25 protein-coding genes and 2 pseudogenes are annotated in these 26585 nt (G+C 72.2%); 13 read left to right on the forward strand and 14 right to left on the reverse strand.

What is annotated here, in order from left to right:
• Nucleotides 1-12 precede the first annotated feature (12 nt).
• Entirely contained in the window at nucleotides 13-768 is a 756-nt protein-coding gene (locus ACIA6T_RS26465; protein WP_399448968.1) for a decaprenylphospho-beta-D-erythro-pentofuranosid-2-ulose 2-reductase, read from the reverse strand.
• An 8-nt stretch (nucleotides 769-776) separates the two neighbouring features.
• Nucleotides 777-2147 (reverse strand): FAD-binding protein, encoded by a 1371-nt coding sequence (locus ACIA6T_RS26470; protein WP_399448969.1) that lies wholly within the window; start codon nucleotides 2145-2147, stop codon nucleotides 777-779.
• Nucleotides 2148-2281: 134 nt separating this feature from the next.
• Here ACIA6T_RS26470 and ACIA6T_RS26475 point away from each other — a divergent pair, with 134 nt between their 5' ends.
• From ACIA6T_RS26475 to ACIA6T_RS26485, 3 genes are all read left to right on the forward strand, one after another.
• On the forward strand, nucleotides 2282-2833 hold the full coding sequence (locus tag ACIA6T_RS26475) for a phosphatase PAP2 family protein (RefSeq protein WP_399448970.1): 552 nt from the start codon (nucleotides 2282-2284) through the stop codon (nucleotides 2831-2833).
• Nucleotides 2830-3765, forward strand: a complete 936-nt coding sequence (locus ACIA6T_RS26480) for a decaprenyl-phosphate phosphoribosyltransferase (protein ID WP_399448971.1) — start codon at nucleotides 2830-2832, stop codon at nucleotides 3763-3765. Before ACIA6T_RS26475 ends, ACIA6T_RS26480 begins: the two co-directional genes overlap by 4 nt.
• 116 nt (nucleotides 3766-3881) lie before the next feature.
• Nucleotides 3882-4799, forward strand: coding sequence for a YihY/virulence factor BrkB family protein (locus tag ACIA6T_RS26485; RefSeq protein WP_399448972.1), 918 nt, complete (start codon nucleotides 3882-3884; stop codon nucleotides 4797-4799).
• On the opposite strand, the gene ACIA6T_RS26490 is transcribed toward ACIA6T_RS26485, so the two are convergent.
• Nucleotides 4747-6036, reverse strand: a complete 1290-nt coding sequence (locus tag ACIA6T_RS26490; protein ID WP_399448973.1) for a D-alanyl-D-alanine carboxypeptidase family protein — start codon at nucleotides 6034-6036, stop codon at nucleotides 4747-4749. The genes ACIA6T_RS26485 and ACIA6T_RS26490 overlap by 53 nt on opposite strands.
• 91 nt (nucleotides 6037-6127) lie before the next feature.
• Between ACIA6T_RS26490 and ACIA6T_RS26495 the strand changes: the two genes are divergently transcribed.
• The 3 genes and pseudogenes from ACIA6T_RS26495 to ACIA6T_RS26505 all read left to right on the forward strand — a co-directional run.
• Nucleotides 6128-6376, forward strand: coding sequence for an SCO4848 family membrane protein (locus ACIA6T_RS26495; RefSeq protein WP_030829790.1), 249 nt, complete (start codon nucleotides 6128-6130; stop codon nucleotides 6374-6376).
• A gap of 24 nt (nucleotides 6377-6400) precedes the next feature.
• Nucleotides 6401-7714, forward strand: coding sequence for a metallophosphoesterase (locus ACIA6T_RS26500; RefSeq protein WP_399448974.1), 1314 nt, complete (start codon nucleotides 6401-6403; stop codon nucleotides 7712-7714).
• Nucleotides 7715-7886: 172 nt separating this feature from the next.
• A pseudogene (locus tag ACIA6T_RS26505) lies at nucleotides 7887-8090 on the forward strand (isochorismatase family protein); the annotation flags it as partial.
• A gap of 7 nt (nucleotides 8091-8097) precedes the next feature.
• Here the strand turns inward: ACIA6T_RS26505 and ACIA6T_RS26510 are convergent.
• Nucleotides 8098-9522 carry a sensor histidine kinase gene (locus ACIA6T_RS26510; RefSeq protein ID WP_399448975.1) on the reverse strand — a complete coding sequence of 475 codons (1425 nt, stop codon included), beginning with the start codon at nucleotides 9520-9522 and terminating at the stop codon, nucleotides 8098-8100.
• A 71-nt stretch (nucleotides 9523-9593) separates the two neighbouring features.
• On the reverse strand, nucleotides 9594-10283 hold the full coding sequence (locus ACIA6T_RS26515; protein WP_399448976.1) for a response regulator transcription factor: 690 nt from the start codon (nucleotides 10281-10283) through the stop codon (nucleotides 9594-9596).
• Between the two features lie 163 nt (nucleotides 10284-10446).
• Between ACIA6T_RS26515 and ACIA6T_RS26520 the strand changes: the two are divergent.
• Nucleotides 10447-12863 (forward strand): annotated as a pseudogene (locus ACIA6T_RS26520) (MMPL family transporter).
• Here ACIA6T_RS26520 and ACIA6T_RS26525 read toward each other — a convergent pair.
• The 8 genes from ACIA6T_RS26525 to ACIA6T_RS26560 all read right to left on the reverse strand — a co-directional run bounded on the left by ACIA6T_RS26525 (nucleotide 12856) and on the right by ACIA6T_RS26560 (nucleotide 18948).
• Entirely contained in the window at nucleotides 12856-13629 is a 774-nt protein-coding gene (locus ACIA6T_RS26525; RefSeq protein ID WP_399448977.1) for a TetR/AcrR family transcriptional regulator, read from the reverse strand. The pseudogene ACIA6T_RS26520 and the gene ACIA6T_RS26525 overlap by 8 nt on opposite strands.
• A 31-nt stretch (nucleotides 13630-13660) precedes the next feature.
• Nucleotides 13661-14164 (reverse strand): thiol-disulfide oxidoreductase DCC family protein, encoded by a 504-nt coding sequence (locus ACIA6T_RS26530; RefSeq protein WP_399448979.1) that lies wholly within the window; start codon nucleotides 14162-14164, stop codon nucleotides 13661-13663.
• Nucleotides 14161-14568, reverse strand: a complete 408-nt coding sequence (locus ACIA6T_RS26535) for a hypothetical protein (RefSeq protein WP_399448980.1) — start codon at nucleotides 14566-14568, stop codon at nucleotides 14161-14163. Before ACIA6T_RS26535 ends, ACIA6T_RS26530 begins: the two co-directional genes overlap by 4 nt.
• Nucleotides 14569-14732: 164 nt before the next feature.
• A complete protein-coding gene (locus ACIA6T_RS26540) occupies nucleotides 14733-15512 on the reverse strand; it encodes a succinate dehydrogenase iron-sulfur subunit (protein WP_361737335.1) in 780 nt (259 codons plus the stop codon).
• Complete coding sequence (gene sdhA / locus ACIA6T_RS26545; RefSeq protein WP_399448981.1) at nucleotides 15512-17266, reverse strand: succinate dehydrogenase flavoprotein subunit; 1755 nt, start codon at nucleotides 17264-17266, stop codon at nucleotides 15512-15514. The genes ACIA6T_RS26540 and sdhA overlap by 1 nt, the downstream gene beginning before the upstream one ends.
• Before the next feature lie 19 nt (nucleotides 17267-17285).
• On the reverse strand, nucleotides 17286-17768 hold the full coding sequence (locus tag ACIA6T_RS26550; protein ID WP_399448982.1) for a succinate dehydrogenase hydrophobic membrane anchor subunit: 483 nt from the start codon (nucleotides 17766-17768) through the stop codon (nucleotides 17286-17288).
• A 5-nt stretch (nucleotides 17769-17773) separates the two neighbouring features.
• Entirely contained in the window at nucleotides 17774-18154 is a 381-nt protein-coding gene (gene sdhC / locus ACIA6T_RS26555; RefSeq protein ID WP_399448983.1) for a succinate dehydrogenase, cytochrome b556 subunit, read from the reverse strand.
• Between the two features lie 158 nt (nucleotides 18155-18312).
• Nucleotides 18313-18948 carry a 2-oxo-4-hydroxy-4-carboxy-5-ureidoimidazoline decarboxylase gene (locus ACIA6T_RS26560; protein ID WP_399449056.1) on the reverse strand — a complete coding sequence of 212 codons (636 nt, stop codon included), beginning with the start codon at nucleotides 18946-18948 and terminating at the stop codon, nucleotides 18313-18315.
• Nucleotides 18949-19181: 233 nt separating this feature from the next.
• On the opposite strand from ACIA6T_RS26560, the gene ACIA6T_RS26565 reads away from it, so the two are divergent.
• From ACIA6T_RS26565 to ACIA6T_RS26585, 5 genes are all read left to right on the forward strand, one after another.
• Nucleotides 19182-20798, forward strand: coding sequence for a glycoside hydrolase family 20 protein (locus tag ACIA6T_RS26565; protein WP_399449057.1), 1617 nt, complete (start codon nucleotides 19182-19184; stop codon nucleotides 20796-20798).
• Nucleotides 20799-20903: 105 nt separating this feature from the next.
• A complete protein-coding gene (locus ACIA6T_RS26570) occupies nucleotides 20904-21410 on the forward strand; it encodes a hypothetical protein (RefSeq protein ID WP_399448984.1) in 507 nt (168 codons plus the stop codon).
• Between the two features lie 105 nt (nucleotides 21411-21515).
• Nucleotides 21516-22073 carry a hypothetical protein gene (locus ACIA6T_RS26575; protein ID WP_399448985.1) on the forward strand — a complete coding sequence of 186 codons (558 nt, stop codon included), beginning with the start codon at nucleotides 21516-21518 and terminating at the stop codon, nucleotides 22071-22073.
• Nucleotides 22074-22147: 74 nt separating this feature from the next.
• On the forward strand, nucleotides 22148-22543 hold the full coding sequence (locus tag ACIA6T_RS26580; RefSeq protein WP_399448986.1) for a hypothetical protein: 396 nt from the start codon (nucleotides 22148-22150) through the stop codon (nucleotides 22541-22543).
• Between the two features lie 99 nt (nucleotides 22544-22642).
• Nucleotides 22643-22774, forward strand: coding sequence for a hypothetical protein (locus tag ACIA6T_RS26585; RefSeq protein ID WP_399448987.1), 132 nt, complete (start codon nucleotides 22643-22645; stop codon nucleotides 22772-22774).
• A gap of 75 nt (nucleotides 22775-22849) precedes the next feature.
• Here ACIA6T_RS26585 and ACIA6T_RS26590 read toward each other — a convergent pair whose 3' ends face one another.
• Nucleotides 22850-25450 carry an FG-GAP-like repeat-containing protein gene (locus ACIA6T_RS26590; protein WP_399449058.1) on the reverse strand — a complete coding sequence of 867 codons (2601 nt, stop codon included), beginning with the start codon at nucleotides 25448-25450 and terminating at the stop codon, nucleotides 22850-22852.
• A gap of 395 nt (nucleotides 25451-25845) precedes the next feature.
• Between ACIA6T_RS26590 and ACIA6T_RS26595 the strand changes: the two genes are divergently transcribed.
• Nucleotides 25846-26277: a hypothetical protein gene (locus tag ACIA6T_RS26595; protein WP_399448988.1), complete on the forward strand. Its 432-nt coding sequence runs from the start codon at nucleotides 25846-25848 to the stop codon at nucleotides 26275-26277.
• Nucleotides 26278-26585: the final 308 nt, after the last annotated feature.

Consider the following 26585-nt stretch of genomic DNA (forward strand, 5'->3'; position numbering starts at 1 on the left):
CCCGGCCGGTGCTCAGACCGGCAGCCGACGGAACACCCCGCGCGGCAGGTGCCGTAGCGCCGACATCACCATCCGCAGCGTGCCCGGCACCCACACGGTCTCCGCGCGGCGCCGCAGCCCCAGCTCGACGGCCGCCGCGACCGCCTCCGGCGTGGTGGCCAGCGGCGCCTCGGGAAGCCCGGCGGTCATCCGGGTACGGACGAATCCGGGGCGTACGACCATGACGTGCACCCCCGTGCCGTACAGCGCGTCGCCGAGGCCCTGGGTGAAGGCGTCCAGGCCGGCCTTGCTGGAGCCGTAGATGAAGTTCGCGCGGCGGGCCCGCTCGCCCGCGACGGAGGACAGCACCACCAGGGAGCCGTGGCCCTGCGCCTGGAGGGCGCTCGCGCACACCAGGCCCGCCGAGACCGCGCCGGTGTAGTTGGTCTGCGCGACCCGCACCGCGGCCTGCGGGTCCCGTTCGTCGTGGGCCTGGTCGCCCAGGGTGCCGAAGGCGAGCAGCACCATGTCGACGTCGCCCTCGGCGAAGACCTTGCCGAGCGTGTCCTCGTGGGCGGCCGGGTCGAGCGCGTCGAAGGCGACGGTGCGCACCTCGGTGCCGAGGCCGCGCAGTCGGCCGGCGGCCTCGTCCAGGTCGGGGGAGGGGCGGCCGGCCAGCCACACCGTGCGGGTGCGGCGGGCGATCAGCCGCCGCGCGGTGGCCAGCGCGATCTCGGACGTGCCGCCGAGGACGAGCAGGGACTGGGGGAGGCCGAAGGCGTCCTTCATGACAGCTCCTAGCTGGATGTGGCCTGGAGGTGGAGGCGGCGGGCCAGGTCGGAGACGAACACCCCGCGCGGGTCCAGTTCGGCGCGCAGCGCGCGGAAGTCGTCCAGGCGGGGGTACATGGCCGCGAGCAGCTCCGGGCGCAGCCGGGAGTCCTTGGCGAGGTAGACGCGCCCGCCGGCGCCGGCGACCTCCTCGTCGAGTTCGTCGAGGAAGCCGCCGAGGCCGGGCAGGGACGCCGGGATGTCCAGGGCCAGGGTCCAGCCCGGCACCGGGAAGGACAGCCAGCCCGGGTCGGCCTCCCCGAAGCGTTTGAGGACGGCGAGGAAGGACGGGCAGCGGCGCTCGGAGATGCGGCGCACGATCCGGCGCAGGGTGTCCTCCCGGCCGTGCCCGACGACGAACTGGTACTGCACGAAGCCGCCCCGGCCGTAGACGCGGTTCCAGTGCGGTACGCCGTCCAGGGGGTGGAAGAACGCGGGGATGCGCTGGAGCCGCCCCATTCGCGCGCGGGGGGCCTTGCGATACCAGAGCTCGTTGAACAGTCCCACGGTGGTGCGGCTGAGCAGGCCCTCGGGGACGAAGGAGGGGGCGGCCGGGAGGCGGGAGGTGCGGAAGGAGAGGGGCTCCCCGCGCGCGCGGGTGCCCGGTGGCAGTGCGTCCAGGGGGGCGTGGTCGCCGCGCGTGAGCACCGCGCGGCCGGTGGCGGCGCCGCGGGCCAGCAGATCGATCCAGGCGACCGAGTAGCGGTAGCGGTGGTCGGTGTCGGTGAGGCGGGCCATCAGGTCGTCGAGGTCGTTCGCGCGCTCGGTGTCGACGGACATCAGTGAGGTCTCGACCGGCTGGAGCCGGATCGTCGCGGTGAGGATCACCCCGGTCAGGCCCATGCCGCCCGCGGTCGCCTCGAACAGCGGCGTGCCCGGCGCGACCGTACGGACCCGCCCGTCGGCGGTGAGCAGCTCCAGGGAGAGCACATGGCGGGAGAAGGAGCCGGAGACATGGTGGTTCTTGCCGTGGATGTCGGCGCCGACCGCCCCGCCGACGGTCACGTAGCGCGTGCCGGGGGTGACCGGCACGAACCAGCCGAGCGGCAGCAGCACCTCCATCAGCCGGTGCAGGGAGACGCCCGCGTCGCACAGCACGGTGCCGCCGTCGGCGTCGATCGCGTGCACGCGGTCCAGGCCCGTCATGTCGAGCACGGCGCCGCCCGCGTTCTGCGCCGCGTCCCCGTACGCCCGTCCCAGCCCTCGCGCGATGCCCCCGCGGGCCCCGCACTCCCGTACGGCTTGGGCGGCCTCCTCGTACGTCCGTGGGCGGATCAGCCGGGCGGCGGTGGGGGCGGTGCGGCCCCACCCCGTGACGGGAACGGTGTCGGCAGGCATGACGGTGACCGTATCGCCCTTATGTGACTGTTTGGTTTTGAAACGTCATCCCCGTCCCTGAAACGGGTGATTAATGGGATGTCGCTCCTTGGTGACGGGAATTCCGGCCCGCCGGGCGTGAACAGTGGGTCCCCATGGACGAGCTCCACGACTTCCACGACCCCCACGGCCTCCCCCGCCCCCGCGGTCTCCACGGCATGGACCACCGGATCGTCTCGGCGTTCAGGGCGTGCGGCGCGGACCCGCGCGTGGCCGGTGCCGCGCGGGCCCTGTCCCTGGCGGGGGAGCACGGGGCGGTGTGGCTCGTCGCGGGGCTCGCCGGAGCCGTCGTGGACCGCCCCCGGCGCGGCGCCTGGCTGCGCGGCACCGTGCTCACCGCGGGCGCCCACGCCGCCGGCTCGGTCGTGAAACGGGTCGTGCGCCGTCCGCGCCCCGCGCACGTCGAACCCCTGGTCGGCACGGTCGGCCGGCACTCCTTCCCCAGTTCGCACGCCACGTCCGCGGCGGCCGCCGCCGTCGCCTTCGGCGCGCTGGGCGCCCGCGCGGTGCCCCCGCTCGCCGCCGCCGTCTGCGTGTCCCGCCTGGTGGCCGGCGTCCACTACCCGTCGGACGTGGCGGCCGGCGCCGTCCTCGGCGCGCTCACCGCCCGCCTGGGCGCCCGCTGGATGACGGGAGGCCCCGCGTGACCCTCCTGCGCGAGCGCTCCGACCGGCGGCAGACCGCACCGCCCGACAGGGGCGGCCTCCTCAGGGGCCTGCTGCTGACCGCGCGGCCCAAGCAGTGGGTCAAGAACGTCCTGGTGATCGCCGCCCCGGCCGCCGCCGGTGAACTGTTCTCCGTCCGCGCCCTGACCCGGCTCACCCTGGTCTTCGTCCTGTTCACCGCCTGCGCCGCCGCCGTCTACCTCGTCAACGACGCGCGCGACGCCGACGCCGACCGCGCCCACCCCGTCAAGTGCCGCCGCCCGGTCGCCGCCGGGCAGGTCCCCGTGCCGGTCGCCTACGCCGCCGGGATCACCCTCGGCGTCCTCGCGCCCGCCGTCGCGGCCCGGCTGTGCCCCCCGGAGGCCGCCGCGCTGCTGACCGCCTACCTCGCCGTGCAACTGGCTTACTGCGTCAGCCTCAAGCACGTCCTCGTCGTCGACCTCGTCGTCGTCACCACCGGCTTCGTGATGCGCGCGGTGATCGGCGGCCTCGCTCTCGGCATCCCCCTGTCCCGCTGGTTCCTCATCACCACCGGGTTCGGCGCACTGTTCATGGTCGCCGCCAAGCGCTACTCCGAAGCCGTGCAGATGACCGGAAAGGCGGGCGCCACGCGCGCGTTGCTCACCGAGTACACCACCGGCTACCTCCGCTTCGTCTGGCAGCTCGCCGCCGGCGTCGCCGTCCTCGGCTACTGCCTGTGGGCCCTGGAGGAGGGCGGCGTGCCGCACACCAGCGTGCTGCCCTGGCGGCAGCTCTCCGTGGTCGCCTTCGTCCTCGCCGTCCTCCGCTACGCCGTCTTCGCCGACCGCGGGACCGCCGGCGAACCCGAGGACGTGGTGCTGGGCGACCGCGCGCTCGCCGTCATCGGCCTGGTCTGGGCGGCGATGTACGCCCTGGCGGTGGCCGACTGGTGAGGTACCGGACGGTGGGAACCGGCCGGTGAGAGGCCGTCCGCTCCGCCACCGGTCACGGAGGCCCGGTTCCGGGGTACCAGGACATGGGTCTTCCGCGACGGGGGCAGAGTCGGATCATGGACTGGCTGAAAAGGCTTCCGGTCGTCGGGCCGTGGATGGCCCGGCTGATGCTCACGCACGCGTGGCGGTCGTACGAGCGTCTGGACCGGGTGCACTGGGCGCGACTGGCCGCCGCGATGACCTTCAGGAGTTTCGTCGCGCTGTTCCCGCTGCTCACCGTGGCCGCCTCGATCGGCGCCGCCACGCTCAGCCAGGACCAGCAGGACACCCTCCAGGACAGGATCACCGACCAGGTGCCCGGCATCTCCGACCAGCTGGACATCGGGGCCCTGGTGGAGAACGCCGGCACCGTCGGACTCATCGCCGGTGCCGTGCTGCTGTTCACCGGCATCAGCTGGGCCGGTTCCATGCGCGAATGCCTCCGCGCGGTGTGGGAGCTGCCCGACGAGGAGGAGAACCCCCTCCTGCGCAAGGGCAAGGACCTGGGCGTCCTCGTCGGCCTGGGCGGCGCGGTCCTGGTCACCCTGGTCGCCTCCACCGTCGCCTCCGCGATGGTCGGCCGGATCAGCGACGCCATCGGGCTGGAGAAGGGCGGCTGGGGCGGGATCGTCCTGCACGTCGTCGCGTTCGCCGTCGCCGTCGGCGCCGACTTCCTGCTCCTGCTGTACGTCCTCACCCTGCTGCCCGGCGTCGAACCCGCCCGGCGCCGCCTGATCGTCGCCGCGCTCACCGGCGCGGTCGGCTTCGAACTGCTGAAGCTGCTGCTCAGCGGCTATATGCAGGGCGTGGCCACGAAGAGCATGTACGGCGCGTTCGGTGTCCCGGTGGCCCTGCTGCTGTGGATCAACTTCACCTCGAAACTGGTCCTGTTCTGCGCCGCCTGGACGGCGACGCGGAGCAAGCGGCACGAGGACCCCGGGCTCACGGACGCGAGCGGCGGCGCACCAGGTCCGGCAGCGGCCAGCGCCGGTTGACCAGGAAGGCGCCGCCCGCGAGCAGCACGACCACTCCGCCGGCGATGCCCAGCGCGACCCCGACGCCGTCGGTGCCGCCGCCCGACGCGGCACTCGCCACCGGCTTCGAACCGGCCGCGACGGTACCGTCCCCGGCGCCCCCGGCCTCGCCCGGGGAGGCGGACGGGCCCGGCTGGGGACTGGCCTGCGTCGCGCTCCTCGGCCCCACCAGCTCACCCACCGGCTCGACCTTTCCGGCCGCCTCGAAACCCCAGTCGAGGAGCTTCGCGGTCTCCTTGTAGACCTCGTTGCTCACGTTCTTCTGCGGGTTCATCACGGTGACCAGCAGCACCTTGCCGTCCCGCTCGGCGACGCCGGTGAAGGTGGCTCCGGCGTTGGTGGTGTTGCCGTTCTTCACACCGGCTATGCCCTGGTAGACCGGCACGTCGCTGTCCCCGCGCAGCAGACGGTTGGTGTTCTGGATCTCGTACGATCCGCGGACCTTCCTGCCCTTCTTGTTCTTCTTCGTCTCGCCGGGGAACTGCGCCCTGACCGTCGAGGCGTACTCCCGGAAGTCCTTCTTCTGCAGTCCGGAACGGGCGATCAGCGTCAGGTCGTACGCGGACGACACCTGCTTCGGGGCGTCGTAGCCGTCGGGGCTGACCACGTACGTGTCGAGCGCCTGGAGCTCCTCGGCGTGCGCGTTCATCTCCTCGACGGTGTTGTCGACGCCGCCGTTCATCGCCGACAGCACGTGCACGGCGTCGTTGCCGGACATCAGGAAGACGCCGCGCCACAGGTCCTCGACCGTGTACGTCTCGTCCTCCTTCACCCCGACCATGCTGGAGCCCGGACCGACACCTGCCAGGTCGGAGGCCTCCACCTTGTGTTCCGTCGTCTTCGGCCACTTCGGCAGCAGAGTGTCGGCGAACAGCATCTTCAGCGTGCTCGCCGGGGCCAGCCGCCAGTGCGCGTTGTGTGCGGCGAGCACCTCGCCGGACTCGGCGTCGGCGACGATCCAGGAGCGGGCCGACAGGTCCTTCGGCAGCACCGGCACCCCGCTCGCGAGGTTGACCTGAGTTCCCGCCTGGCCGAGCCGGGCGCCGCCCACCTTCGACATGTCCGCCGGGGGCGTGGCCGACGGACTCGTCGACGGCTTGGGGGCCGCGAGCGCGACGGGCGCGGTCAGCGCGGTGGACAGCAGGACGGCGGAGGCGACCAGCAGCGATCGCCGGACGGTGTTCTTGGGTGCGGGCACGACCGGAAACGTACATGCCATATCTGACGGAGTCCCGGGCAGGTCCCCACCCCGGGCAAGGATCCGGACACCGCCCGGTGATACTGGAGCAATGAAGCTCAGCCGCCCCGTCTCCTGGTTCCTGCTCGCCTTCGGGGTGTGGAGCTGGGTCATCTGGGTCACTTTCGTCAAGAACCTGGTCAAGGACAGCAGCGGACTCGCGTTCGAGGACGGGCACCCGACGGCGTACTTCTTCGTTCACCTGACGCTCGCCGTCGTCTCCTTCGTACTGGGGACGGTCATCGGGGGCATCGGGTTGCGCGGACTGCGCGCACTGAGCCGGACGTCACGGACGTCCTGACCGGGAACAGGGGAACTGCGCCTCGTGGCCATCGTCTTCGTACTCATCGCACTGCTGGTCGTGGCCGTCCTGGTGACGGGCAACTGGTACGTGTGGCGGCGCTTGTTCCGGGACACCACGAAGGGTCCGGGCGCGGTGCGCCGCGCGGGCGCCGTGGTGATCGTCGGCGGCTGGGCGCTGACCGTCGGGGCCTTCGTCGCCGGGCGCGGCGGAGCCCCCTTCTGGCTCAAGCAGGTCCTGGCCTGGCCCGGCTACCTGTGGCTGGCCCTGGCCCTGTACCTGCTGCTGGCGGTGCTCGCGGGCGAGCTGGTACGGCCGGTGCTGCGGCGGATCCTGGAGCGACGGGCGCGGGCGTCGGAGGAGGCGGCAGCCGTCCCGGCGGAACCGGAGCCGATACCGGTCGGGCAGGGTGCGGGGCGCGGCCCCGGCGGTGCGACGGGTGCCGAAGCGGCCGGGGACGGCTCGGCGGCCGACGGCGGTGCGTCCGGCCCGCAGGAAGCGCCCTCCGCCGCCCCCTCCCGGCGGCTGTTCGTCTCCCGTGTCGTCGGCGGGGCCGCCGCCGCGGCGGCCGTGGGGACCGTCGGCTACGGGACGTACGGCGTGCTGCGCGGGCCGCGCGTGAAGCGGGTCACCGTGCCGCTCGCCAAGCTTCCCCGCGCGGCGCACGGTTACCGCATCGCGGTGGTCAGCGACATCCACCTCGGGCCGGTGCTCGGGCGGGGCTTCGCGCAGAAGGTCGTCGACACGATCAACTCGACCCAGCCGGACCTGATCGCGGTCGTCGGTGACCTGGTGGACGGGAGCGTGAAGGACCTCGGCCCGGCCGCGGCTCCCCTGGCGCAGCTGAGGGCACGTCACGGGTCGTTCTTCGTCACCGGCAACCACGAGTACTTCTCCGGTGCCGAGCAGTGGGTCGAGGAGGTGCGGCGGCTCGGGCTGAACCCGCTGGAGAACGCCCGTACGGAGCTGCCGCACTTCGATCTGGCGGGGGTCAACGACGTGGCCGGTGAGGACGAGGGGCAGGGCCCGGACTACGCGAAGGCGCTCGGGGACCGGGATCGGGGGCGGGCGTGTGTGTTGCTCGCCCACCAGCCGGTGCAGATCCATGATGCCGTCGACCATGGTGTCGACCTCCAGCTGTCCGGACACACCCATGGTGGGCAGCTGTTCCCCGGCAACCTCGTGGCCGGTCTGGCCAACCCCACGCTGGCGGGGCTCGATCGGTACGGGGACACCCAGTTGTACGTCAGCCGGGGGGCCGGTGCGTGGGGGCCGCCTACGCGGGTGGGCGCGCCGTCGGACATCACGGTGATCGAGTTGGCCTCCAAGCAGGCCTGACGGTGTGTCGGGGCGGGCCGGGGGCGGGTCTTCGCTCACCCGCGCTCGCGTGGTGCCTCCCCCACTCTCGGCTTCGCTCGAGCGGGGGGACCCCCATCGCCCTGGGGTACCTCCCAGGCCCTTCAGACACTGGGGGAGGCACGATTGCCCGCAGTGACGGAGGCGGGTCACCGGGATCGTGGCCGCCGGGCTTTCCACCGCGCACGGCGTCGCCGCGACGGCCGCGACCGCGCCGCGGCTGGGCTACGGCGTCGTCGTGGCCGAGGACGCCACCGCGAGCCCCGACGAGGCGCGGCACCGTGAGGCACTCGACCGGCTGACCGCGCTCGGCGCCCGCACCGCCCGGGTCGCGGACCTCGTGGCCGCCGGGGAGTGACCCGGCCTCATGCCGTGCGGCCCGACGAGGCGGGTGCCGGCTCGTCGTCCGCCGGGCACGTTCCCGGCCGGGCCGGCAGTGTCACGGTCACCGCCAGTCCCTCGCCCGGCGCCGTCCGTACCGTCACCTCACCCCGGTGCGCCCGCACCACGCCCTGCACGATCGCCATGCCGAGACCGCTCCCCGCGCCCCCGCCCGCGCGGAAGAAGCGGTCGAAGACGCGCGCCGCGTCCTCCGCCGCGAGCCCCGGCCCGTCGTCCGCCACGGACAGCCGCACCACCCCGTCCGCGCGGACCACCCCGAGACGCACCGCGACGTCCGCCGGAGTGTGCGTCCGTACATTGCCCAGCAGGTTCCCCAGGACCTGCCGCAGCCCCGACTCGTCCGCGTGCACCAGCACCACACCGTCCGCGTCCACGGTCACCGCCCGCTCCGGCTGCTGCACCCGCAGGTCCTCCGCCGCGTCCCGCACCAGCCGGCACACGTCCACGTTCCGCAGCCGCAGTTCGGGGCTCTGGTCCAGCCGGGCCAGCACCAGCAGCTCGTCGACGAGCCGGCCCATGCGGTCGGACTCCGCCAGCATCCTGTCCCAGGCCCGCCTGCGCTCCGTCGGCTCCCGCAGCATCCCCCGGTCGTAGAGCTGGAGGTAGCCGCGTATCGCGGCCAGCGGCGTCCGCAGCTCGTGCGAGGCGTCCGCGACGAACCGCCGCAGCTGGGCCGCGCTGCGCTCGCGCGTGCGGTACGCCGACTCCACCTGCTGGAGCATCGAGTTGAGGGCGAGCCGCAGCTGCTCCACCTCCAGGATCGGGTCCCGGCTGGAGGGCACCCGCCGGGTCAGGTCGCCCTCCGCGATCGCCGACGAGGTCTCCACCATGTCCTCCAGCGGCCGCATCCGCCGCCGCACACTGAACCTGGTCAGACAGGCCAGCAGCAGCAACAGCAGCGTCCCGATGGCCAGGTCGAGCTTGACGGCCTTGGTGACACCGTCGTGCACCGCCTCGGTGGAGCCGGCGATCAGGATGTACGTGCCGTCCGCGAGCCGGGTGGCGGTGACGCGGTAGGCGGCGCCGCGCACGGTGACGTCATGCGGTTCCGGGTCCTCGACCAGGGCGCGCGCGTCGCCCACCGTGTCCGCCAGATCGTGCTGTGCCTTCGTCGGCTCGAAGCCGAGGATGCCGACGGGCTCGCCCCGGCCGTCCACGGCGGCGAAGATCGAGTCCGGGTCGTCCTCCCGGTTCCAGTCCGGGTCCACCCGGTCGCGGAAGAAGCTCAGCACGCTCAGCGAGTCGATCTGCCGCAGCGTCAGCTCCGAGCCACCCAGCGAGTCACGGGTCCGGGTCAGCTCCGTGTCGATCTGGTCCAGCAGGTAGTAGCGCATGCCCATCACGCTCACCGCGGTGGCCGCCACGATGCCGAGGGCCAGCAGCACCACGTTCGCCAGCGTCAGCGCCCCGCGCAGTGAATGGATACCCCGCCCGGGGCCCGGTTTCCGGATCGGGAGCCTCACGTCAGGCCGTACCCGACCCCGCGCCGGGTGGTGATCACCGGCGGGCCCAGGGCGTCGAGTTTGCGCCGCAGATAGCTGATGTAGGTCTCGACGACGGTCGACTCGGCCGGGGTGTGCTCGTACTGCCAGACGTGGCGCAGCAGTTGCTCCTTCGGCACGATCCGGCCGCCGTTGCGCACCAGGAAGCGCAGCAGCGCGTACTCGGTGGGGGTGAGCTCGACCGAGCGGCCCGCGCGGCGCACCGAGTACGTCGTCTCGTCCAGCTCCAGGTCGCCGTGGCGCAGCGGCGCCCGCTGCGGGAGGACGTCGGTGGGGCGGGTGCGGCGCAGTACGGCGGTGACGCGGGCGACGACCTCGTCGATGTTGAACGGCTTGGTGATGTAGTCGTCGCCGAAGCCGAGCGCGCCGACGACCTCGGCGGGCGCGTCCCGCGCGGTGAGGAACACCAGCGCCAGCTCCGGCCGCCGGGACCGCAGTTCACGGCCGAGGGCGCGGCCGTCGCCGTCCGGGAGCATCACGTCGAGCAGGGCGCAGTCGGGGCGGGTGTGCTCGGTCAGCGCGAGCGCCTCGCGGACCGTGCCCGCGGTCATGACCTCGAAACGGTGGTAGCGCAGGGCGATGGCGAGGACGTCCGCGATGCTCTCCTCGTCCTCCACGACCAGCACGGTGCCGGGAGCTGTCGTCATGTCCCCAGTATCGGCGGAACGGCCTCCGGTCGTACCGGTGTTCGCTTTGGAGTTCCTTGAGAGTCCCGCCCGAGTCGTGTCCCCGCGCGGGTGCCGCCGTCGATCCTGCTGCCCAGGACCTGGGGGACCGACCGAGCGACGAAGGAGCGGAAACGTGGCGGTATTGGCACGCTGGTGCTATCGGCATCGGCTGGTGGTCCTGTTGGTGTGGGTGGGGGCGCTGCTCGGACTGGGGGTCTCGGCGAGCGGCGCGGGCACGAACTACGCGGAGGTCTTCTCGCTTCCGGACACCGACTCCAAGCGGGCGTACGACCTGATGGAGCGGGCGTTCCCGGAACGCGCCGGCGACACCGACACCGTGGTGTGGAAGGTCGACGAGGGCTCCGTGCGGGACGGCTCCGTACGGTCCCGGATCGAGCCGGCGCTGACGGAGATCGGGCGCATGGAGGGCGTCGGCGCCGTCACGAACCCCTACGGCGCCCAGGGCGCGGCGCAGATCAGCGAGGACGGGCGGATCGCCTACGCGCAGGTCACGTTCGCCGAGCAGGCGGACGCCGTGCCGAAGGAACTGGTCCAGGACGTCGTCGACACCGCGCAGGACGCCGCGCGCGACGGGCTCCAGGTGGAGCTGGGCGGCCAGGCCATCACGCGCGTCCAGGAACCGCCGACGGGCACCGCCGAGCTGGTCGGCATCCTGGCCGCCGCGATCGTGCTGTTCGTGGCCTTCGGGTCGCTCTTCGCGATGCTGCTGCCGATCGTGGTCGCCGTCTTCGGCGTCGGCACCGGCATGTTCGGCACCCAGCTGCTCAGCCACGTCACCAACGTCCCCGAACTCGCCACACTGCTGTCCACGCTGATCGGTCTCGGCGTCGGCATCGACTACGCCCTGTTCATCGTCACCCGGCACCGGCGCGGCATCCTGCGCGGCGCCGACCCGGAGGAGGCGGCGGTCACCGCCCTCAACACCTCCGGCCGCGCGGTGCTGTTCGCGGGCGGCACGGTGTGCATCGCGCTCGCCGGGATGCTGGTGACGAACCTGCGGTTCCTGGACGGCGTGGTCATCGGCACCACGCTCACCGTCGTGCTGAGCGTGCTCGCCGCCGTCACCCTGCTGCCCGCGCTGCTCGGCCTGCTCGGCCACCGGGTGCTCAGCCGCCGCCAGCGCCGCAGGCTCGCGGCGAAGGGCCCTCAGACCGAGACGGTGAGCGGTCTCGCCGCGCGCTGGTCCGCGGGCGTCCAGCGTCGCCCGCGGTCCGTGGCCGTCCTCGCCGTGGTCCTGATGGCGGCGCTCGCGGTCCCGCTGCTGTCGCTGCGCCTGGGCACCGTGGACCAGGGCAACGACGACGCTTCCATGACCACCAGGAAGGCCTACGACCTGCTCGCCGAGGGCTTCGGGCCCGGCTTCAACGGCCCGCTGCAGGTGGTCGTGGACGGCGGGCGCCCGACGGCCTGGTGACGGTCCTGGAGCGCACCGAGGGCGTCGCCCAGGTCGCCGCCGTACCGCCCGCGAACGGCGTCACCGTCATCCAGGTCGTCCCCACCACCTCCCCGCAGGCCGAGGAGACGGACCGGCTCATCGACACCCTGCGCGACGACGTCATCCCGGACGCGGGCGTGGAGGCCCATGTCGGCGGGGTGACCGCGGTGTCCAAGGACTTCGCGACGGTGACCGGCGAGCGGCTGCCGCTGTTCATCGGCACGATCATCGGCCTCGGCTTCCTGCTCCTGCTGCTCGCGTTCCGTTCCCTGGTGGTGCCGCTGACGGCCGCCGTGATGAACCTGCTCGCGGCGGCGGCCTCCTTCGGCGTCCTGGTGGCGGTCTTCCAGTGGGGTTACGGCCTGGACCTGCTCGGCCTCGGCCAGGAGGGCCCCATCGCGTCCTTCCTGCCGATCATCATGCTGTCGTTGCTGTTCGGGCTCTCCATGGACTACCAGGTGTTCCTGGTGAGCCGGATGCACGAGGAGTGGGTGCACACCCGGGACAACGCCCGCGCGGTGCGCGTCGGCCTCGCGGAGACCAGCCGCGTCATCAACTCCGCGGCCCTGATCATGGTCTGCGTCTTCCTCGCCTTCGTGCTCAGCGGCGACTACGGCGCCGCCATGGCGGGCGTGGGGCTGGCCGCCGCGGTCGCCCTGGACGCGTTCATCCTGCGCACGGCACTGGTGCCGGCCGTGATGCACCTGCTCGGGAAGTCCAACTGGTGGCTGCCGGCCGGGCTGGAGAAGCGGCTGCCGCACCTGGCGGTGGAACCGAGGGAGGAGGCGACCGTGGCGCCCACGACGCCCTCCGGCGTTCCGGGCGGTCCCTCCTCGGTCGTCCACGGCTTCGTCCGCGCCGCCGACGGCGAACCCGTCGAGGGCGCGGTCGTCACCCTGCTGACCTCCGGGGGACGCCGGCTGGACCGCGTGGTCTCCCTCGCCGACGGCGCGTACATCGTCTCCGTACCGGCCCCGGGCACCTATCTGCTCGCGGTCACGGCGGCCCCGCACGGCTCCCGCGCGGGAGCCGTGACCGTGACCGACGGCCCGTTCGTGCACGACGTGGAACTCACGCCCGGTGAGGTGGACGCCGTCAGCTGACGGTGCCGGGGCGCCCGTCGTCGGCGGGCGCCCCCTTCTCCCTCTCCGCCGGGTTCGGAAGCGCCTTCGTCATGCCGGGCAGGAACTCCGTGAACAGCTCGTGCACCTCGCGCACCAGGGGCCGCAGCACCCGGAAACGGGCCAGGGCGATGCCCCGCGCGGTGATCCGCGCGCCGCGCTCGGCCAGCCGGTAGCTGCGCTCCCGGCCCTCGGTGCGGTCGAAGATCCAGTACAGGACGAGCCCCATCTGGGACAGCCACATCAACTCGGGCAGGATGTCCCGCAGCTCCTCCGGCACCTTGCTCTTCGTCCCGGCGAGCACCGCGCGGTGGACGCTGATCGCCTCCACGCGCGCGTGCTCCGACTCGGGGGAGAAGGGGCTGAGCGGGCTGTCCGGGTCGGCGGCGTTCTTGAAGAACTGCACCGCGAACTCGTGGTACGGCGTGGCGATGTCCAGCCACGCCTTCAGCACGCCCGCGAGCCGGGCCTCCAGGTCGGTCTCCCGGCGCAGGACCTCCCGGACGGCCACCTGGTGCTCGGCGGCGATCCGGTCGTAGAAGCCCTGGATCAGGTGTTCCTTGCCCTCGAAGTAGTAGTACGCGTTGCCGACGGAGACCCCCGCCTCCTTGGCGATGGCCCGCATGGTCGTCTTGTCGTACCCGCGCTCCTGGAACAGCCGCATGGCGGTCTCGAGGATCAGGGCGCGGGTCTGCTCGGACTTGCTGAGGGTGGCGCCGTCGTCGGGGCCGTCGTTCTTCGCGGGCACGGAAGGAGCCTAACGCCAGGGAAGGGCTGTCCTACGGGGCGGTGCAGGTGCCCGCGGCGCAGTTCGGCGGGGTGTAGCTCCAGCCGTCGCGCGGATCGTACGTCCACCCGTCGCCCCGGTGGTACACGCCTCCGCCCCACCCGGTCGTCATCCCGCGCCACTTGGCGGCGGCCAGTACCGCGCCCTTGGCGAGCCGGGCGCCGGCCGGGGTGCTCAGCCGGTGGGCGAGGCGCCGGTACTCGCGCAGTGCCCACAGGGTGACGACCCAGGCGGCGGCGCCCCGGTACACCTGCCCGGCGTCACCGACCACGGTGATCTCCTCCAGGGTGGACCCGTGGTCGAGGCCGGGGTACCGGGCCCGCGCCGCCTCCGAGGCCGCCGGGACCAGCTCCAGGGGTACCAGCTGGGGCTGGCGCACCAGCCAGTCCCGTACGAAGGCGCACAGGGAGCACTCGGCGTCGTACAGCACGGTGAGCCGGCGGACCGGGACGCGCGCGGCGCCCCGGTCCTCGTGTGCGGCCGTCACGCCGCTCACGCCCCGGCCTGAGGGGCTGCCCAGCCCTGCGGCGGCACCGGCGGGATCTGCTCCCGCTCCATCACCCCGCGCCGCCGGATCCTGTTGAGCACGTACACGTTGCCCAGGTGCATCACGCCCAGCACCAGCAGCACCACGCCGAGCTTGGTCGACAGGGCCTCGAAGATGCCGCGCGTGTCGGTGATCGTCTCGTCGTCGCTCAGGTACAGCGCGACGAACCCGAGGTTGACGAGGTAGAAGCCGACCACCAGGAGGTGGTTGACGGCGTCGGCGAGCCTCTCGTTGCCGTGCAGCACGTCGGAGAGGAAGATCCGCCCGTTGCTGCTGAGCGTACGAGCGACCCAGACGGTCAGCCCGATGCTGACCACCAGGTAGATGACGTAGGCGATGACCGTACGGTCCATGTCCCCCAGCCCTTCTTGAACACGTTCAAAACGTTGACGGGAGAGACTCTAGACCCTCTTTTTGAACGTGTTCAACTCAATGGTGGAGTGGGCTGCGTCACGGAACGCCCGAGGGCCCCGTCTCCGGCGGAGACGGGGCCCTCGGGAACGTACGGCGGCGTACCTCAGTAGCGGCGCGTGATCAGCGCACGCTTCACCTCGGCGATCGCCTTCGTGACCTCGATACCGCGCGGGCAGGCGTCCGTGCAGTTGAAGGTGGTGCGGCAGCGCCAGACGCCGTCGCGGTCGTTGAGGATCTCCAGGCGCTGCTCGCCGGCCTCGTCACGCGAGTCGAAGATGAAGCGGTGCGCGTTGACGATGGCCGCCGGGCCGAAGTACTGCCCGTCGTTCCAGAACACCGGGCACGAGGACGTGCACGCGGCGCACAGGATGCACTTCGTCGTGTCGTCGAAGCGCTCGCGGTCCTCGGCGGACTGCAGCCGCTCGCGCGTCGGCTCGTTGGTCTCCTTCGTGATCAGGAAGGGCATCACGTCCCGGTACGCCTGGAAGAACGGCTCCATGTCCACGACCAGGTCCTTCAGGACCGTCAGGCCCTTGATGGCCTCGACCGTGATCGGCTTCTCGGGGTTGATGTCCTTGATCAGCGTCTTGCACGCCAGGCGGTTCTTGCCGTTGATCCGCATGGCGTCGGAGCCGCAGATGCCGTGGGCGCAGGAACGGCGGAAGGTCAGCGTGCCGTCCAGATCCCACTTGATCTTGTGCAGCGCGTCGAGGACACGCTCCTTCGGGTCGATCTCCAGCTGGAAGTCTTCCCAGACCGCCTCGGCCGCGACCTCCGGGTTGAACCGGCGGATCCGCATCGTGACGGTGATGTACGGGGAGTCGGCGAAACCGGGCCCGGGGGAACCGGCCGCGTCCGCCTTGTCCAGAACAGGGGTAGCCATCAGTACTTACGCTCCATCGGCTGGTAGCGGGTCTGGACGACCGGCTTGTAGTCCAGACGGACGGTCTCGGTGCCGTCGGCGCCGACCTCGCGGTACGCCATCGTGTGACGCATGAAGTTGACGTCGTCGCGGTTCGGGTAGTCCTCGCGGTAGTGACCGCCGCGGGACTCCTTGCGGGCCAGCGCGGAGACGGCCATGACCTCGGCCAGGTCGAGCAGGTTGCCCAGCTCGATGGCCTCCAGCAGGTCGGTGTTGAACCGCTTGCCCTTGTCCTGGATGGCGACGTTCTTGTAGCGCTCGCGCAGCTCGGCGATCTTCTCGACCGCCGTCTTGATCGTCTGCTCGGTGCGGAACACCATGACGTTGGCGTCCATGGTCTCCTGCAGCTCACGGCGGATGGTGGCCACCCGCTCGTTGCCGGTGGAGGTCCGAAGCCGCTCGATCCGCTCGACGACGAAGGACTCCGGGTTCTCCGGCAGCTCGACGAAGTCGGCCTTCTGGGAGTAGTCCGCCGCCGCGATACCGGCCCGCTTGCCGAACACGTTGATGTCCAGCAGCGAGTTGGTGCCCAGACGGTTGGCGCCGTGCACGGACACACAGGCGACCTCGCCGGCCGCGTACAGGCCCGGCACGACGGTGGTGTTGTCGATGAGGACCTCACCCTCGACGTTGGTCGGGATGCCGCCCATCGCGTAGTGCGCGGTCGGCTGGATCGGGATCGGGTCCGTGTACGGCTCGATGCCGAGGTACGTCCGCGCGAACTCCGTGATGTCGGGCAGCTTGGCGTCGAGCTGCTCCGGCGGGAGGTGCGTGAGGTCCAGGTAGACGTGGTCGCCCTCGGGACCGCAGCCGCGGCCCTCGCGGATCTCCGTGTAGATGGAGCGCGAGACGACGTCACGGGACGCGAGGTCCTTCATGACCGGCGCGTACTTCTCCATGAAGCGCTCGCCGTCCTTGTTGCGGAGGATGCCGCCCTCACCGCGGGCGCCCTCCGTCAGCAGGATGCCCATGCGCCAGATGCCGGTCGGGTGGAACTGGAAGAACTCCATGTCCTCCAGCGGCAGCCCGCGCCGGTACACGGCCGCCTGACCGTCACCGGTCAGCGTGTGCGCGTTCGACGTCACCTTGAAGAACTTGCCGGTGCCGCCGGAGGCGTAGATCACGGACTTCGCCTGGAAGACGTGGATCTCGCCGGTCGCCAGCTCGTACGCGACCACACCGGCCGACTTCTTGACGCCGTCGACCTCGGTGATGAGCTGGTCCAGGACGTAGAACTCGTTGAAGAACTCCACGCCCTCCTTGACGCAGTTCTGGTACAGCGTCTGGAGGATCATGTGACCGGTGCGGTCGGCCGCGTAGCAGGACCGGCGGACCGGGGCCTCGCCGTGGTTCCGGCTGTGACCGCCGAAGCGGCGCTGGTCGATCGTCCCGTTGGGCGTCCGGTTGAACGGCAGGCCCATTTTCTCCAGGTCGAGGACCGAGTCGATGGCCTCCTTCGCCAGGATCTCGGCGGCGTCCTGGTCGACCAGGTAGTCACCGCCCTTGACCGTGTCGAAGGTGTGCCACTCCCAGTTGTCCTCCTCCACGTTGGCCAGCGCGGCGGCCATGCCGCCCTGCGCGGCGCCCGTGTGGGAGCGGGTGGGGTAGAGCTTCGTCAGGACGGCCGTGCGGCTGCGCTTCGTCGACTCGATGGCCGCGCGCATGCCCGCGCCGCCGGCGCCGACGATGACGGTGTCGTACTTGTGTACCTTCATGAGTTTCGCAGCCCCGTGCCTAGCGGATGTTCGGGTCGAAGGTGAAGATCACCAGCGTGCCCAGCAGGATGGTGAACACCGTGGCGGTGTAGAGCAGGCCCTTGAGCCACAGCCGGGTGTTCGGCCGCTCCGCGTAGTCGTTGATGACCGTACGCAGGCCGTTGGCGCCGTGCAGCATCGCCAGCCACAGCATCAGCAGGTCCCAGACCTGCCAGAACGGCGAGGCCCAGCGGCCGGCCACGAAGGCGAAGCCGATCTTGGAGACGCCGCCGTCGAGGACCAGCTGGATCAGCAGGTGGCCGATGACGAGGACGACCAGGACGACGCCGGACAGGCGCATGAACAGCCAGGCGGCCAGCTCGAAGTTGCCCCGGGTGGACTTCGGGGTCTTCTTCGTCCGCTTGCGCGGGGGCTCGATGACCGGTGCCGGGTTGTCGACGGAGTAGAGCGGGCCGCCCTCGACGGGGCCGATGCCCGAGGCGGTGGTGTCAGTCGTGGACATGGGCGTCAGCTCCCGAACAGTTCACGAGCGGCGTGGCCGAGGACGGGGTAGATCGCCCCGAGCATCAGCACGACCCAGATGGCGACGACGGTCCAGAGCATCTGCTTCTGGTAGCGGGCGCCCTTGACCCAGAAGTCGACGGCGATGACACGCAGGCCGTTGAGCGCGTGGAAGAGGATGGCGGCGACGAGGCCGTACTCCAGCAGCGCGACGATCGGCGTCTTGTACGTGGCCACGACGTCGTCGTAGGCCTCGGGGGACACCCGCACGAGAGCGGTGTCCAGCACGTGAACGAACAGGAAGAAGAAGATGAGGACGCCGGTGACTCGGTGAGCCACCCAGGACCACATTCCTTCCCGGCCGCGGTACAGCGTTCCAGCCGGCACGGAAGTTTCCTCCGGGAGCGGGGTTCGGGGCCGCGCCGGCTTTCCTTGTCGGTCGGGCCCGGCCGGGTACGGTCCACCGGCCCCCAGCATGTTAGCGACGGATGCCCGTGGTGCTTGCAGGGGGCCTGCCGGTGTGATCAAACTGGCACGCTTACGGGCTACCGCGGTGGCATCTGGGGTGAGGTGTCCGGTTGTGTGCCGGGTGCGGTGCCGTCGTGGTCGGTCGCGCCCGCGCGGCGGAGCCGCAGATCGTTGCGGCCCCGCGCCCCCAGGACGCCGGTCAACCGCTCCCGGGCGAGGCGCCGGAGTTGCTCGGCCGCCACGACCCGCTCGTCCTCCGGATCGTTCGCCAATCGTGACCGGATGTCCTCCAGGACCCGGTCCAGGGTCTCCTCCTCGGGGACGTCGTCCAGGCAGATGACGAAGACGTGGCCGAACTTGGTCTCGTACGCCGTGTGGGCCGCGGTCAGGGCCGTGTGGGCGGCGGAGTACGTGTCGTCGGGGAGGGTGGGGCGGGGTTCCGCGGCCAGGGCCTCCGCCAGTTCCCTGGAGGAGAGGTCGTACGTCGCCTCGTCGGAGGCCGCCAGGAGGGACGGCAGGTCGGGGTAGGGGCGGTGGCCGGAGAGGCGCAGGGCCCAGCGGGGGCTGCGCAGGCAGACCAGGAGGGCGCGCTCGGCGTCCTCGGCGGGAGCGGTGTTGAACCGCTCCAGCGCGGGCGGGACGCCGGGCGCGCCGCGGGACTGCCCGGGTATGGCGACTCGGCCGGGGAGGTCGGGGAGACGGTGCGCGGGCAGCGTGGGTCCTCGTGGGCGTCGCGTGTGTGTCGGTGGAAGATGCTGTGAGAGTTGTGACGTCACGTTATCGAGTGAGTCCGAGACGTGTCCGATCGGTACCCCGAATTCACCCGGACGGCAGAGTTTGAGAACGGCTCGTCGACGCCCTTCACCCGTTCGGGTCGTACGTTGGCTGAGTGAGTCAGCACAGGCAGCACGGGCAGCACCGGCAACCCAGGCGGCACCGGCGACGGGTGCCGATCACGGCCGTCGCCGCGGGCGCGCTGGTGGCCGCGTCCGGCGTGGGCCTCGGCCTCTGGGCGGCCTCGGACGGCGACGGCTCGCCCGCGGGCTCGACGGCGGCGTCCTCCGCCGAGACCCCCGCCGGTTCCGACGAGGCCGCCGGGACGACGCCGGACGGGAGCCCGAGCCCGAGTCGCACCTACCCCCTGTCCGAGGCGCCGCGCACCATACCCGCCGTACGCGGCCACACCGCGGAGCGCGGTCCTGGCTGGCGTCCCGCGAAGGACCACCGGGTGGTCGTGGACGACCCCGCGCTGGCCGACGAGGGGCGCCTGATAGCCGGCGAGCTGGGACTGGCGTACGCGGGCGAGAAGGACGACCGGCGGGCCGGGGACCTGCGGCTGGAGCTGAACCGGGACGGGGGCGCGAACCCGGAGTCGTACACGATGACCGTGCGGGGCGGGAGCGTGACGGTGAGCGCCCCCGGCGAGCCGGGCGTGTTCTACGGCACCCGCACGCTCAAGCAGGAGATCAAGGGGGCCGGGACCGCTCCCGAGGGCGTGGTGCGCGACGAGCCCGCCAAGCAGCGGCGCGGGCTGATGCTGGACATCGCGCGCAAGCACTACACCGCCGGCTGGATCGAGGACCGGATCCGCGAGCTGGGCGATCTGAAGTTCAACGAGATCGGCCTGCACTTCTCCGACGACCAGGGCTTCCGCATCGAGTCCGACTCGCACCCGGAGATCGTCTCGGCGGACCACCTCACCAAGGCGCAGGTCAAGAAGATCGTCGACCTCGCGGAGAGCCGTCACATCACCGTCGTCCCCGAGATCGACTCGCCCGGACACCTCGGCGCGGTCATCGCCGCCCATCCGGACCTGCAACTGCGTGACGCGAGCGGCGGCGCGGTGCGCGGCGCGATCGACATCTCCGAGGCCGGGTCCGCCGAGATCGTCGACGACCTGCTGAACGAGTACGCCGGGCTCTTCCCGGGTGGGCAGTGGCACCTGGGCGGCGACGAGTACCAGGCGCTGGTGGTCTCCGACCCCGAGGCGTCGTTCCCGGGCCTCGCCGCCGCCGCGCGGGAGAAGTACGGTTCCGGCGCGACCGTGGAGGACCTGACCACCGGCTGGCTCGACGACCGGGCCGCCACCGTCCGCGCCCACGACCGCACGCCCCGCGCGTGGAACGACGGCTTCTTCCGGGGCGGCTCGGTGCGGGCGGCCGAGGACATCCAGGTCGCCTACTGGACCGGCAAGGAGATCGGCGCCCGACGGCCCGCGGAGTACCTGAGCGAGGGCCGCGAGGTCATCAACTACAACGACGAGTTCCTCTACTACGTGCTCGGGGAGCCCCTGACCTTCGTCTATCCGACGGGGGAGCGGATCTACGAGCAGTGGACGCCGCTGGTGCTGCGCGGCACCACCGCCGTCCCGGAGCGGTACGACGACCGGATCCTCGGCGGGTCCTTCGCCGTCTGGGGCGACATCCCCGGGGCCCAGACCCAGGACCAGGTCGCGGACGGGATCCGGCTGCCGCTGGCGGCGACCGTCCAGAAGCTCTGGGACCCGGACGAGCCGGAGCTGTCGTGGGCGGAGTTCCGGGACCTGGCGGGTGAGCTGGACTGACGGCTCCCCGTTCCGGGGCGGATTGCCGCATACGGCTGCGGACCCCCGTACGACTGTGGTGGTGTTCTGGCGGACCGACCGCGACACCGGGGGGAACACCGGCACATGGGCTACTGGGGGTATTTCGTCGTGGGCCGCGCGGAGCGGCCGCTCGCCGAGCTGGACACGCTGGCCGGTGCGGCCGGGGGGACGACCCTGCGCACCTCGGCGCCCGATGGCTGGCAGGTGTGGGAGTACCCGGGCGGCCAGGGCGACATCGGGAACATGAACGACCTGGCCCGGGAGACCGGCGCGCCCGCGCTGTTCGGATACGTCATGGACAGCGACTGCGTGGTGGTGGAGGCGGCGTCACCGGAGAGCGGGGCGTGGACCACCTGTCTGGCGCGGGCCAACATGGCCGGCCACCTGGAGGGACAGCAGGAGGGGCTCACGCTGGAGGACTACTTCCTGGAACCCTCCGACGCCGCCGGACGGGCCGTCTTCTGGGCCGAGGAGGCGGGGCGCACCGCCTCCGCCGAGGACCTGGCCGAGGTGCTGACCGCCGACCCCGACCCGATGGCCGAAAACCTCTTCTTCCGTCTGCTCGACCGGCTCGGTGTGGTGCCTCTGTGACACTCCGGGCCCGTCGCACGCAGTAAGGGGAAATGCGGGCTCCGTGAGGGATGGGGCACGTGAGGGCCTCTCCGGGGCCCGCGAACATTCCTTGAGGAGGCGTGGATGAGCCTGGTGGAACTGATCGCACAGGCCGACGAGCGCGGACTGGCCGTGAGCGGGTTGGCTTGTTTGGATCGGTGCGTGCCGCTGCTGGGCGGCGGCGACGAGGTGCTGCGGCCGCTGTGGGCGAGCCTCGCGGAGGCCGCGCCCGCCGGTGACTGGGCACAGCGGCTGGAGCAGGCCCGCGGCACGCTGGACGCGGCGGCCGGCGGCGCGGACGAGGCCGTGGCGCTCGCGCACCGGATGCTCGCCGGCGCCCCCGCCGAGCGGTCCGCCGCCGGGCTGCGGGAGTGGGCCGACGACTGCTCCGTCGCCGCGCTGCGGATCCACCGGCTGCTGGACGGCGCCGACGACGACTCCGGCCTCGCCGACGCCCGCCGTGACGGCCGCCCCGACGGCCTGTCACCGCTGCTCGCCGCCGAACTGCGCCGCCAGCTCGCGGTCCTGGAACTCCTCGCCGCCCACGGCCCGGGGGGCCTGCGCGGAGCCCTGGAGGTCTCGACGGAGGGGCGCCGGGTACTGCGCGCCGTGGTGTCCCGCCGCAGCCGCAGGGACGGCTGAACCCCCGCCCCGCACATCAGGGTGACGAAACGCTTCTCCCGGGCGCTTACCAGGATGTGACGACTGCGACGACTGTGACCACACAGCAGGAGACCAGGCCCTCGGCCGCGACCAAGCCGGTCCGCTGGGCGGCGGACGCGGTGGCGGCGATGCGCGAGGGTGCGCGGTTGCGCCTCGACTACTCGGCGCGCAGTCTGTGGAGCGTCGACCGGATGATCGAGGACATACGCCAGGAGGCGGCCCCGTTCGCCGCCGTGGAACTGGTGCTGCGCGGATTCGGCGCCTACGCCGGCGAGGTGATCGCCCGCCAGACCGGCGGCGAGTGGTGGTCCTCCGGCGGCGACCACTGGGTCCGCACCCCCGACGGCCAACTCTGGGACCCCATCGACGAGGCCCGCCGCTGCTACACGGGCGACGGCTCCCTCCGCCTGCTGTGCCGGGACGCCGCCGGCGGGGGATCACACCCGTAGTGCGGTGCCCCGCGGTGTGACGTTCTCGGGCCCGGTGACGCAGTGGCCGGTGAGCCGACCGGCCCCCCGCCGTCGATGACACGGACGGCTGGAGGTCGTATGGCGAAGGAGTTCCGGCGGACGGTCCGCCTGGCGATCGAGAAGGACAACCGGACGGCGCGGCTGCTCGTCGTGGTCCTGGCGGCCGGTGCCGCCGGGCCGGGCGCCTGGCTGGTCACGGCCGGGCGGTAGTCCGCGGCGGACACGGAACGGCCGGGCCCCGCATGGCGCGCGGGGCCCGGCCGTCGTCGTGCCGGTGGTGCGTTCCTACGGCGTCAGTGTCTGCCCGATCCGCACGTCCGCCGCCAGGCCGAGGGTGCCCTTGCCGAAGGCGTACGAGTCGCCGTAGCCGAGGCCCGAGCTGTTGCTCGGCACGTACAGCAGCGCGCCGTCCGACGTGTCCTCGCCCTCGGCGCCGACCGTCAGGTCCGCGCGGCCGTAGCCGGACAGGTCCGTCAGGGACACCGCGGAACCGAACCGGTCACCGGACTCCGTGGCGCCGGGGACCTCGGAGGTGTCCTGGGAGAGGCCGATCGCGCCGGTGCCGGTGAGGCCGGAGGAGCCGCCGCGGAACAGGATCGCCTGGCCGGTGTCCTTGCGGTTGGCGCCGCTGCGGGTGAAGTCCTCGCCGGGTGCGCCGGCCAGGACGTCCGCGTAGCCGTCGCGGTTGAGGTCGCCGGCCGAGACCGAGGTGCCCAGCGCGTCACCGGACTCGTTGCCGCCGGGGACGCCGGAGGTGTTCTGGTGGAGGGTCCTCATGCCGGTGGTGGTGAACCCGGACGACGTGCCGAGGACCATGGTGATCCGCCCGCCCGGCGTCGTACCGCCGGACTCGGCGGCCACCGGCTGGCCGATGACGATGTCGTCGTAGCCGTTGCCGTTGAAGTCGCCCACGGCGAGGGAGCGCCCGCCCTTGACGGAGATGACGCCCGCCTTGGTCAGGCCGGACGCGGAGCCCGCGAAGCGGACGACACGGCTGGTGCCGCCGGTGTCGCGGTAGTTGAGGGCGATGTCCGCGTAGCCGTCCTGGTTGAAGTCGCCGCTCGCGGCGTCCAGGTAGGAGACGGAACCGGTGGAAGCGGTGAGCGTGCCGTACTTGGTGGCGCCGTCGGTGTGCCGGGCGTTCCAGTTGCCGCCCCCGCCGGTGCCGGCCGCGAACACGTCCGCCTTGCCGTCACCGTCGAAGTCGCCGACGGCGACCGTGGTGCCGAGCTTCGCGCCGGTCTGCGTGACGCCCGAGGTGTAGTACGAGAAACCGGTGTCCAGGTCCGGGCCGTACATCACCGCGACGCCGCCGCGGTCGGTGTGGCCGCTGGTGTCGTTCTCCCCCGGGATGCCGATCGCGAGGTCGGCGTACCCGTCGCCGTTGACGTCGCCCCAGGCCGTGGAGGTGCCGAAGCCGTCACCGGACTCGTTGGAGCCGGGGACGCCGGCGCTGCTCTGGGTGATCGTCTTCCTGGCGCCGGTGACCGGGCCGTCCAGCCCGCCGGGGATGACGGTCACGCTGCCGCCGCCCGAGGCCTTCGGGGTGCCGGCGACCAGGTCGGCGAGGCCGTCCCGGTTGTGGTCCGAGGTGGCCAGGGCGTGCGAGATGCCCGGGGTCCCGGCGAGCGAGGCGATCCGGGACAGCTTCGGGTACAGGTTCTTGCCGGGGCAGGCCGTGTTGTTGGTGTCCCGGTGGCCGAAGACCCGCGGCAGGGTGACCGACTCACCCTTGTCGATCTTGTTGCCGGTGACCCCGGCCTCCGTACCGGAGGTCAGCGTGACCTTGCCGGTCGGGTCGATGCCGTACATGCCGAACTTCCAGGCGACGACCCGCGCGATCGAGTCCAGCGCGGCCCGGCTCGGGTGGGCGCTCTCGAAGTTGCCCAGGTACGAGATGCCGAGCGTGTCGGTGTTGAAGCCGACGTCGTGCGCGCCGACCACCGGCAGGTCCATGCCGCCGCTGCGGCCCTCGAAGATCTGCCCGCAGCGGTCGACGACGAAGTTGTAGCCGATGTCGTAGTAGCCGCGGGCGAAGTGCTCCTGCTGGATGGAGCGCATCCGGGCCCGCGAGTCGGCGCAGGAGACGCTGTTGTCGCTGTCGACGCCGGTGTGGTGGATGACGGCGGCCTTGATCTCGGTGCCGTAGCTCGGCGTGCCGTCGTAGTCCGTGGACGCGCCCCACTCGGCCTGCGTGATGACCGGCGGCTTCACGACCGTCGACGGGCGGGGCTCGGGGACGGTGGGCGTCGGCTCGGGGGACGCGGTGTCCGTGGCCGCCGTCTCCGACGGGGTGCCGGCCGGCTCCGCGGACGTCGTGTCCGTGGGGGTGGCCGGCTCCGTGGCGGCCGGCTCCGACGGCGTCCCGGTGGTCTGCGTCGGCGTCGGCTCCGTGGTCACCGGCGCCGTGGTCTCCGCCGTGAACGCGGCCGGCTCCATGCTCGCGACCGTCGGCGCGCCCTCGGGGTCCGTGCCCGGGTCGAGGAGCTTGACGTCCATACCGGCCGGCTGGCCGCCCACCTGGGTGCCGTCGGCGTTCACCACGCGCACCTCGACGCCGTCGGCGTCGTCGGTCCACAGCGACGCCGTGCCGCCGCGGGCCGCCGCCCGCTCGCCCTCCGCGCCGTCGGCCTGGCTCGGTTCGTCCTCCAGCTCCTGCCAGCCGGACCACTTGCCGGTCTCCAGGTCCCGGGTGCGCACCTCGGGCGTGCCCTTGGCGTCCGCCTCCGGGTTGTCCCAGGTCACCAGCACCGCGCTGAAGCGCTCCGTGCCCTGCCGGTCGAGACCCCGGCGGCCCGCTCCCCGGTTCTCCAGCTCCAGCGTGTGGATGCTCGGCTCGCGGGCCTCCTCACGCGGGTCGGCCGGCGCGGACGACGGATCGGCCATCGCGTACGTGACGACACCCGCGCCACTGAGCACGACGGCTCCGACGGTCAGCCAGGCCCGCCGTTTCAGGCTGAGCGGCTTGTACGCATGGGTCCTGCGTGGACTCAACTACCCCACCCCTATGGAAAAAGCACATGGACACCACCTGTCCCACAGGTGGCACTCATCCAGCGCCGAGCGCGGGCCAAACGTCACACGCGGCGTCACCGGACGCGTACGTCCCCCCAGAGGCCTCGCGGACGTACGAAAAGCCGAAAGGTTGTATGCGCCCTGTGGGTTGACTGTGTGGTGATCGCCACGTCCATGACACGTGATGATCACGGCCGGACGACCGCTTGGTTCCCAGGGAGATTCGAACGAGTCCCCCCGTGGCGCGAGTTGAGGGGCGGTGTCGCATGGAGGCGGCGGACGAGTGGATACCGGGTGCGGGACGGATGCGGCCGTACGCGGCGGCCTTCGTCGCCCGCGCGACCGCCCGCGGCCGGCTTCCGCTGGACTACTCCGTGGCCAGCCTGCGCCTGGTCGACGCCCTGGTCGACGGGCTCCGCAAGGGCGGGGCGGACCGCGAGCGGGCGCACGACACGCTGTTCGGCCTCGGCGCCTACGTCGGAGAGGTGCTCGTGCGCCGCGCGGGCGGGGTGTGGGTGGACCTCGACGAGCGGCAGCGCGCGTACTTCGGTCAGCCGGTCGGGGTCCGGATGCCCGACGGCCGGATCTGGAATCCGGTCGGCAAGGTGTACAACCGGTTCGAGGCGGGCGGCCCGCAGGAGTCGCTGGGGACCTTCTACCTGGTGCTGCACGGGCGGGCCCGGGGGACCGCCGCCTGACCGTCGGCACGGAGGAAATCGTCAACCGCGAGGCCGGTCACCGCATCGGACACGGCCACGAGACCTGTCCGGGGCCCGGACGCCCGGCCCCCGCGATGACGCGGCGGATCAAGGGGCTGAAGGGCTGTGTCGCCAACGCCTGGCCGTACGGCCGGGACGGCACCCGTCCGGGCGGCCCCGCCGTCCCTTGACGACGGGCCGGGAGCGGACCGGCGTGCTCGCGTGTGCCGCACGAGGCGTGTGACGAGCTGTGACACTTTCGTGGCGCCGGACGCTGATGACCGTGGGGGTGTGGGCACTGCCGGACG

The organism is Streptomyces sp. NPDC051740 (assembly GCF_044453165.1).
GTDB lineage: Bacteria > Actinomycetota > Actinomycetes > Streptomycetales > Streptomycetaceae > Streptomyces > Streptomyces atrovirens.

Bases quoted from the DNA above. Each gene is read 5' to 3' on its own strand.
- ACIA6T_RS26540 (WP_361737335.1), bottom strand. From the start codon at position 15,512: ATGGCTACCCCTGTTCTGGACAAGGCGGACGCGGCCGGTTCCCCCGGG.
- ACIA6T_RS26570 (WP_399448984.1), top strand. From the start codon at position 20,904: ATGGGCTACTGGGGGTATTTCGTCGTGGGCCGCGCGGAGCGGCCGCTC.
- ACIA6T_RS26535 (WP_399448980.1), bottom strand. From the start codon at position 14,568: ATGGACCGTACGGTCATCGCCTACGTCATCTACCTGGTGGTCAGCATC.
- ACIA6T_RS26515 (WP_399448976.1), bottom strand. From the start codon at position 10,283: ATGACGACAGCTCCCGGCACCGTGCTGGTCGTGGAGGACGAGGAGAGC.
- ACIA6T_RS26575 (WP_399448985.1), top strand. From the start codon at position 21,516: ATGAGCCTGGTGGAACTGATCGCACAGGCCGACGAGCGCGGACTGGCC.
- ACIA6T_RS26465 (WP_399448968.1), bottom strand. From the start codon at position 768: ATGAAGGACGCCTTCGGCCTCCCCCAGTCCCTGCTCGTCCTCGGCGGC.
- ACIA6T_RS26590 (WP_399449058.1), bottom strand. From the start codon at position 25,450: ATGGCCGATCCGTCGTCCGCGCCGGCCGACCCGCGTGAGGAGGCCCGC.
- ACIA6T_RS26495 (WP_030829790.1), top strand. From the start codon at position 6,128: ATGAAGCTCAGCCGCCCCGTCTCCTGGTTCCTGCTCGCCTTCGGGGTG.
- ACIA6T_RS26485 (WP_399448972.1), top strand. From the start codon at position 3,882: ATGGACTGGCTGAAAAGGCTTCCGGTCGTCGGGCCGTGGATGGCCCGG.
- sdhA (WP_399448981.1), bottom strand. From the start codon at position 17,266: ATGAAGGTACACAAGTACGACACCGTCATCGTCGGCGCCGGCGGCGCG.
- ACIA6T_RS26550 (WP_399448982.1), bottom strand. From the start codon at position 17,768: ATGTCCACGACTGACACCACCGCCTCGGGCATCGGCCCCGTCGAGGGC.
- ACIA6T_RS26475 (WP_399448970.1), top strand. From the start codon at position 2,282: ATGGACGAGCTCCACGACTTCCACGACCCCCACGGCCTCCCCCGCCCC.
- ACIA6T_RS26470 (WP_399448969.1), bottom strand. From the start codon at position 2,147: ATGCCTGCCGACACCGTTCCCGTCACGGGGTGGGGCCGCACCGCCCCC.
- ACIA6T_RS26585 (WP_399448987.1), top strand. From the start codon at position 22,643: ATGGCGAAGGAGTTCCGGCGGACGGTCCGCCTGGCGATCGAGAAGGAC.
- ACIA6T_RS26595 (WP_399448988.1), top strand. From the start codon at position 25,846: ATGGAGGCGGCGGACGAGTGGATACCGGGTGCGGGACGGATGCGGCCG.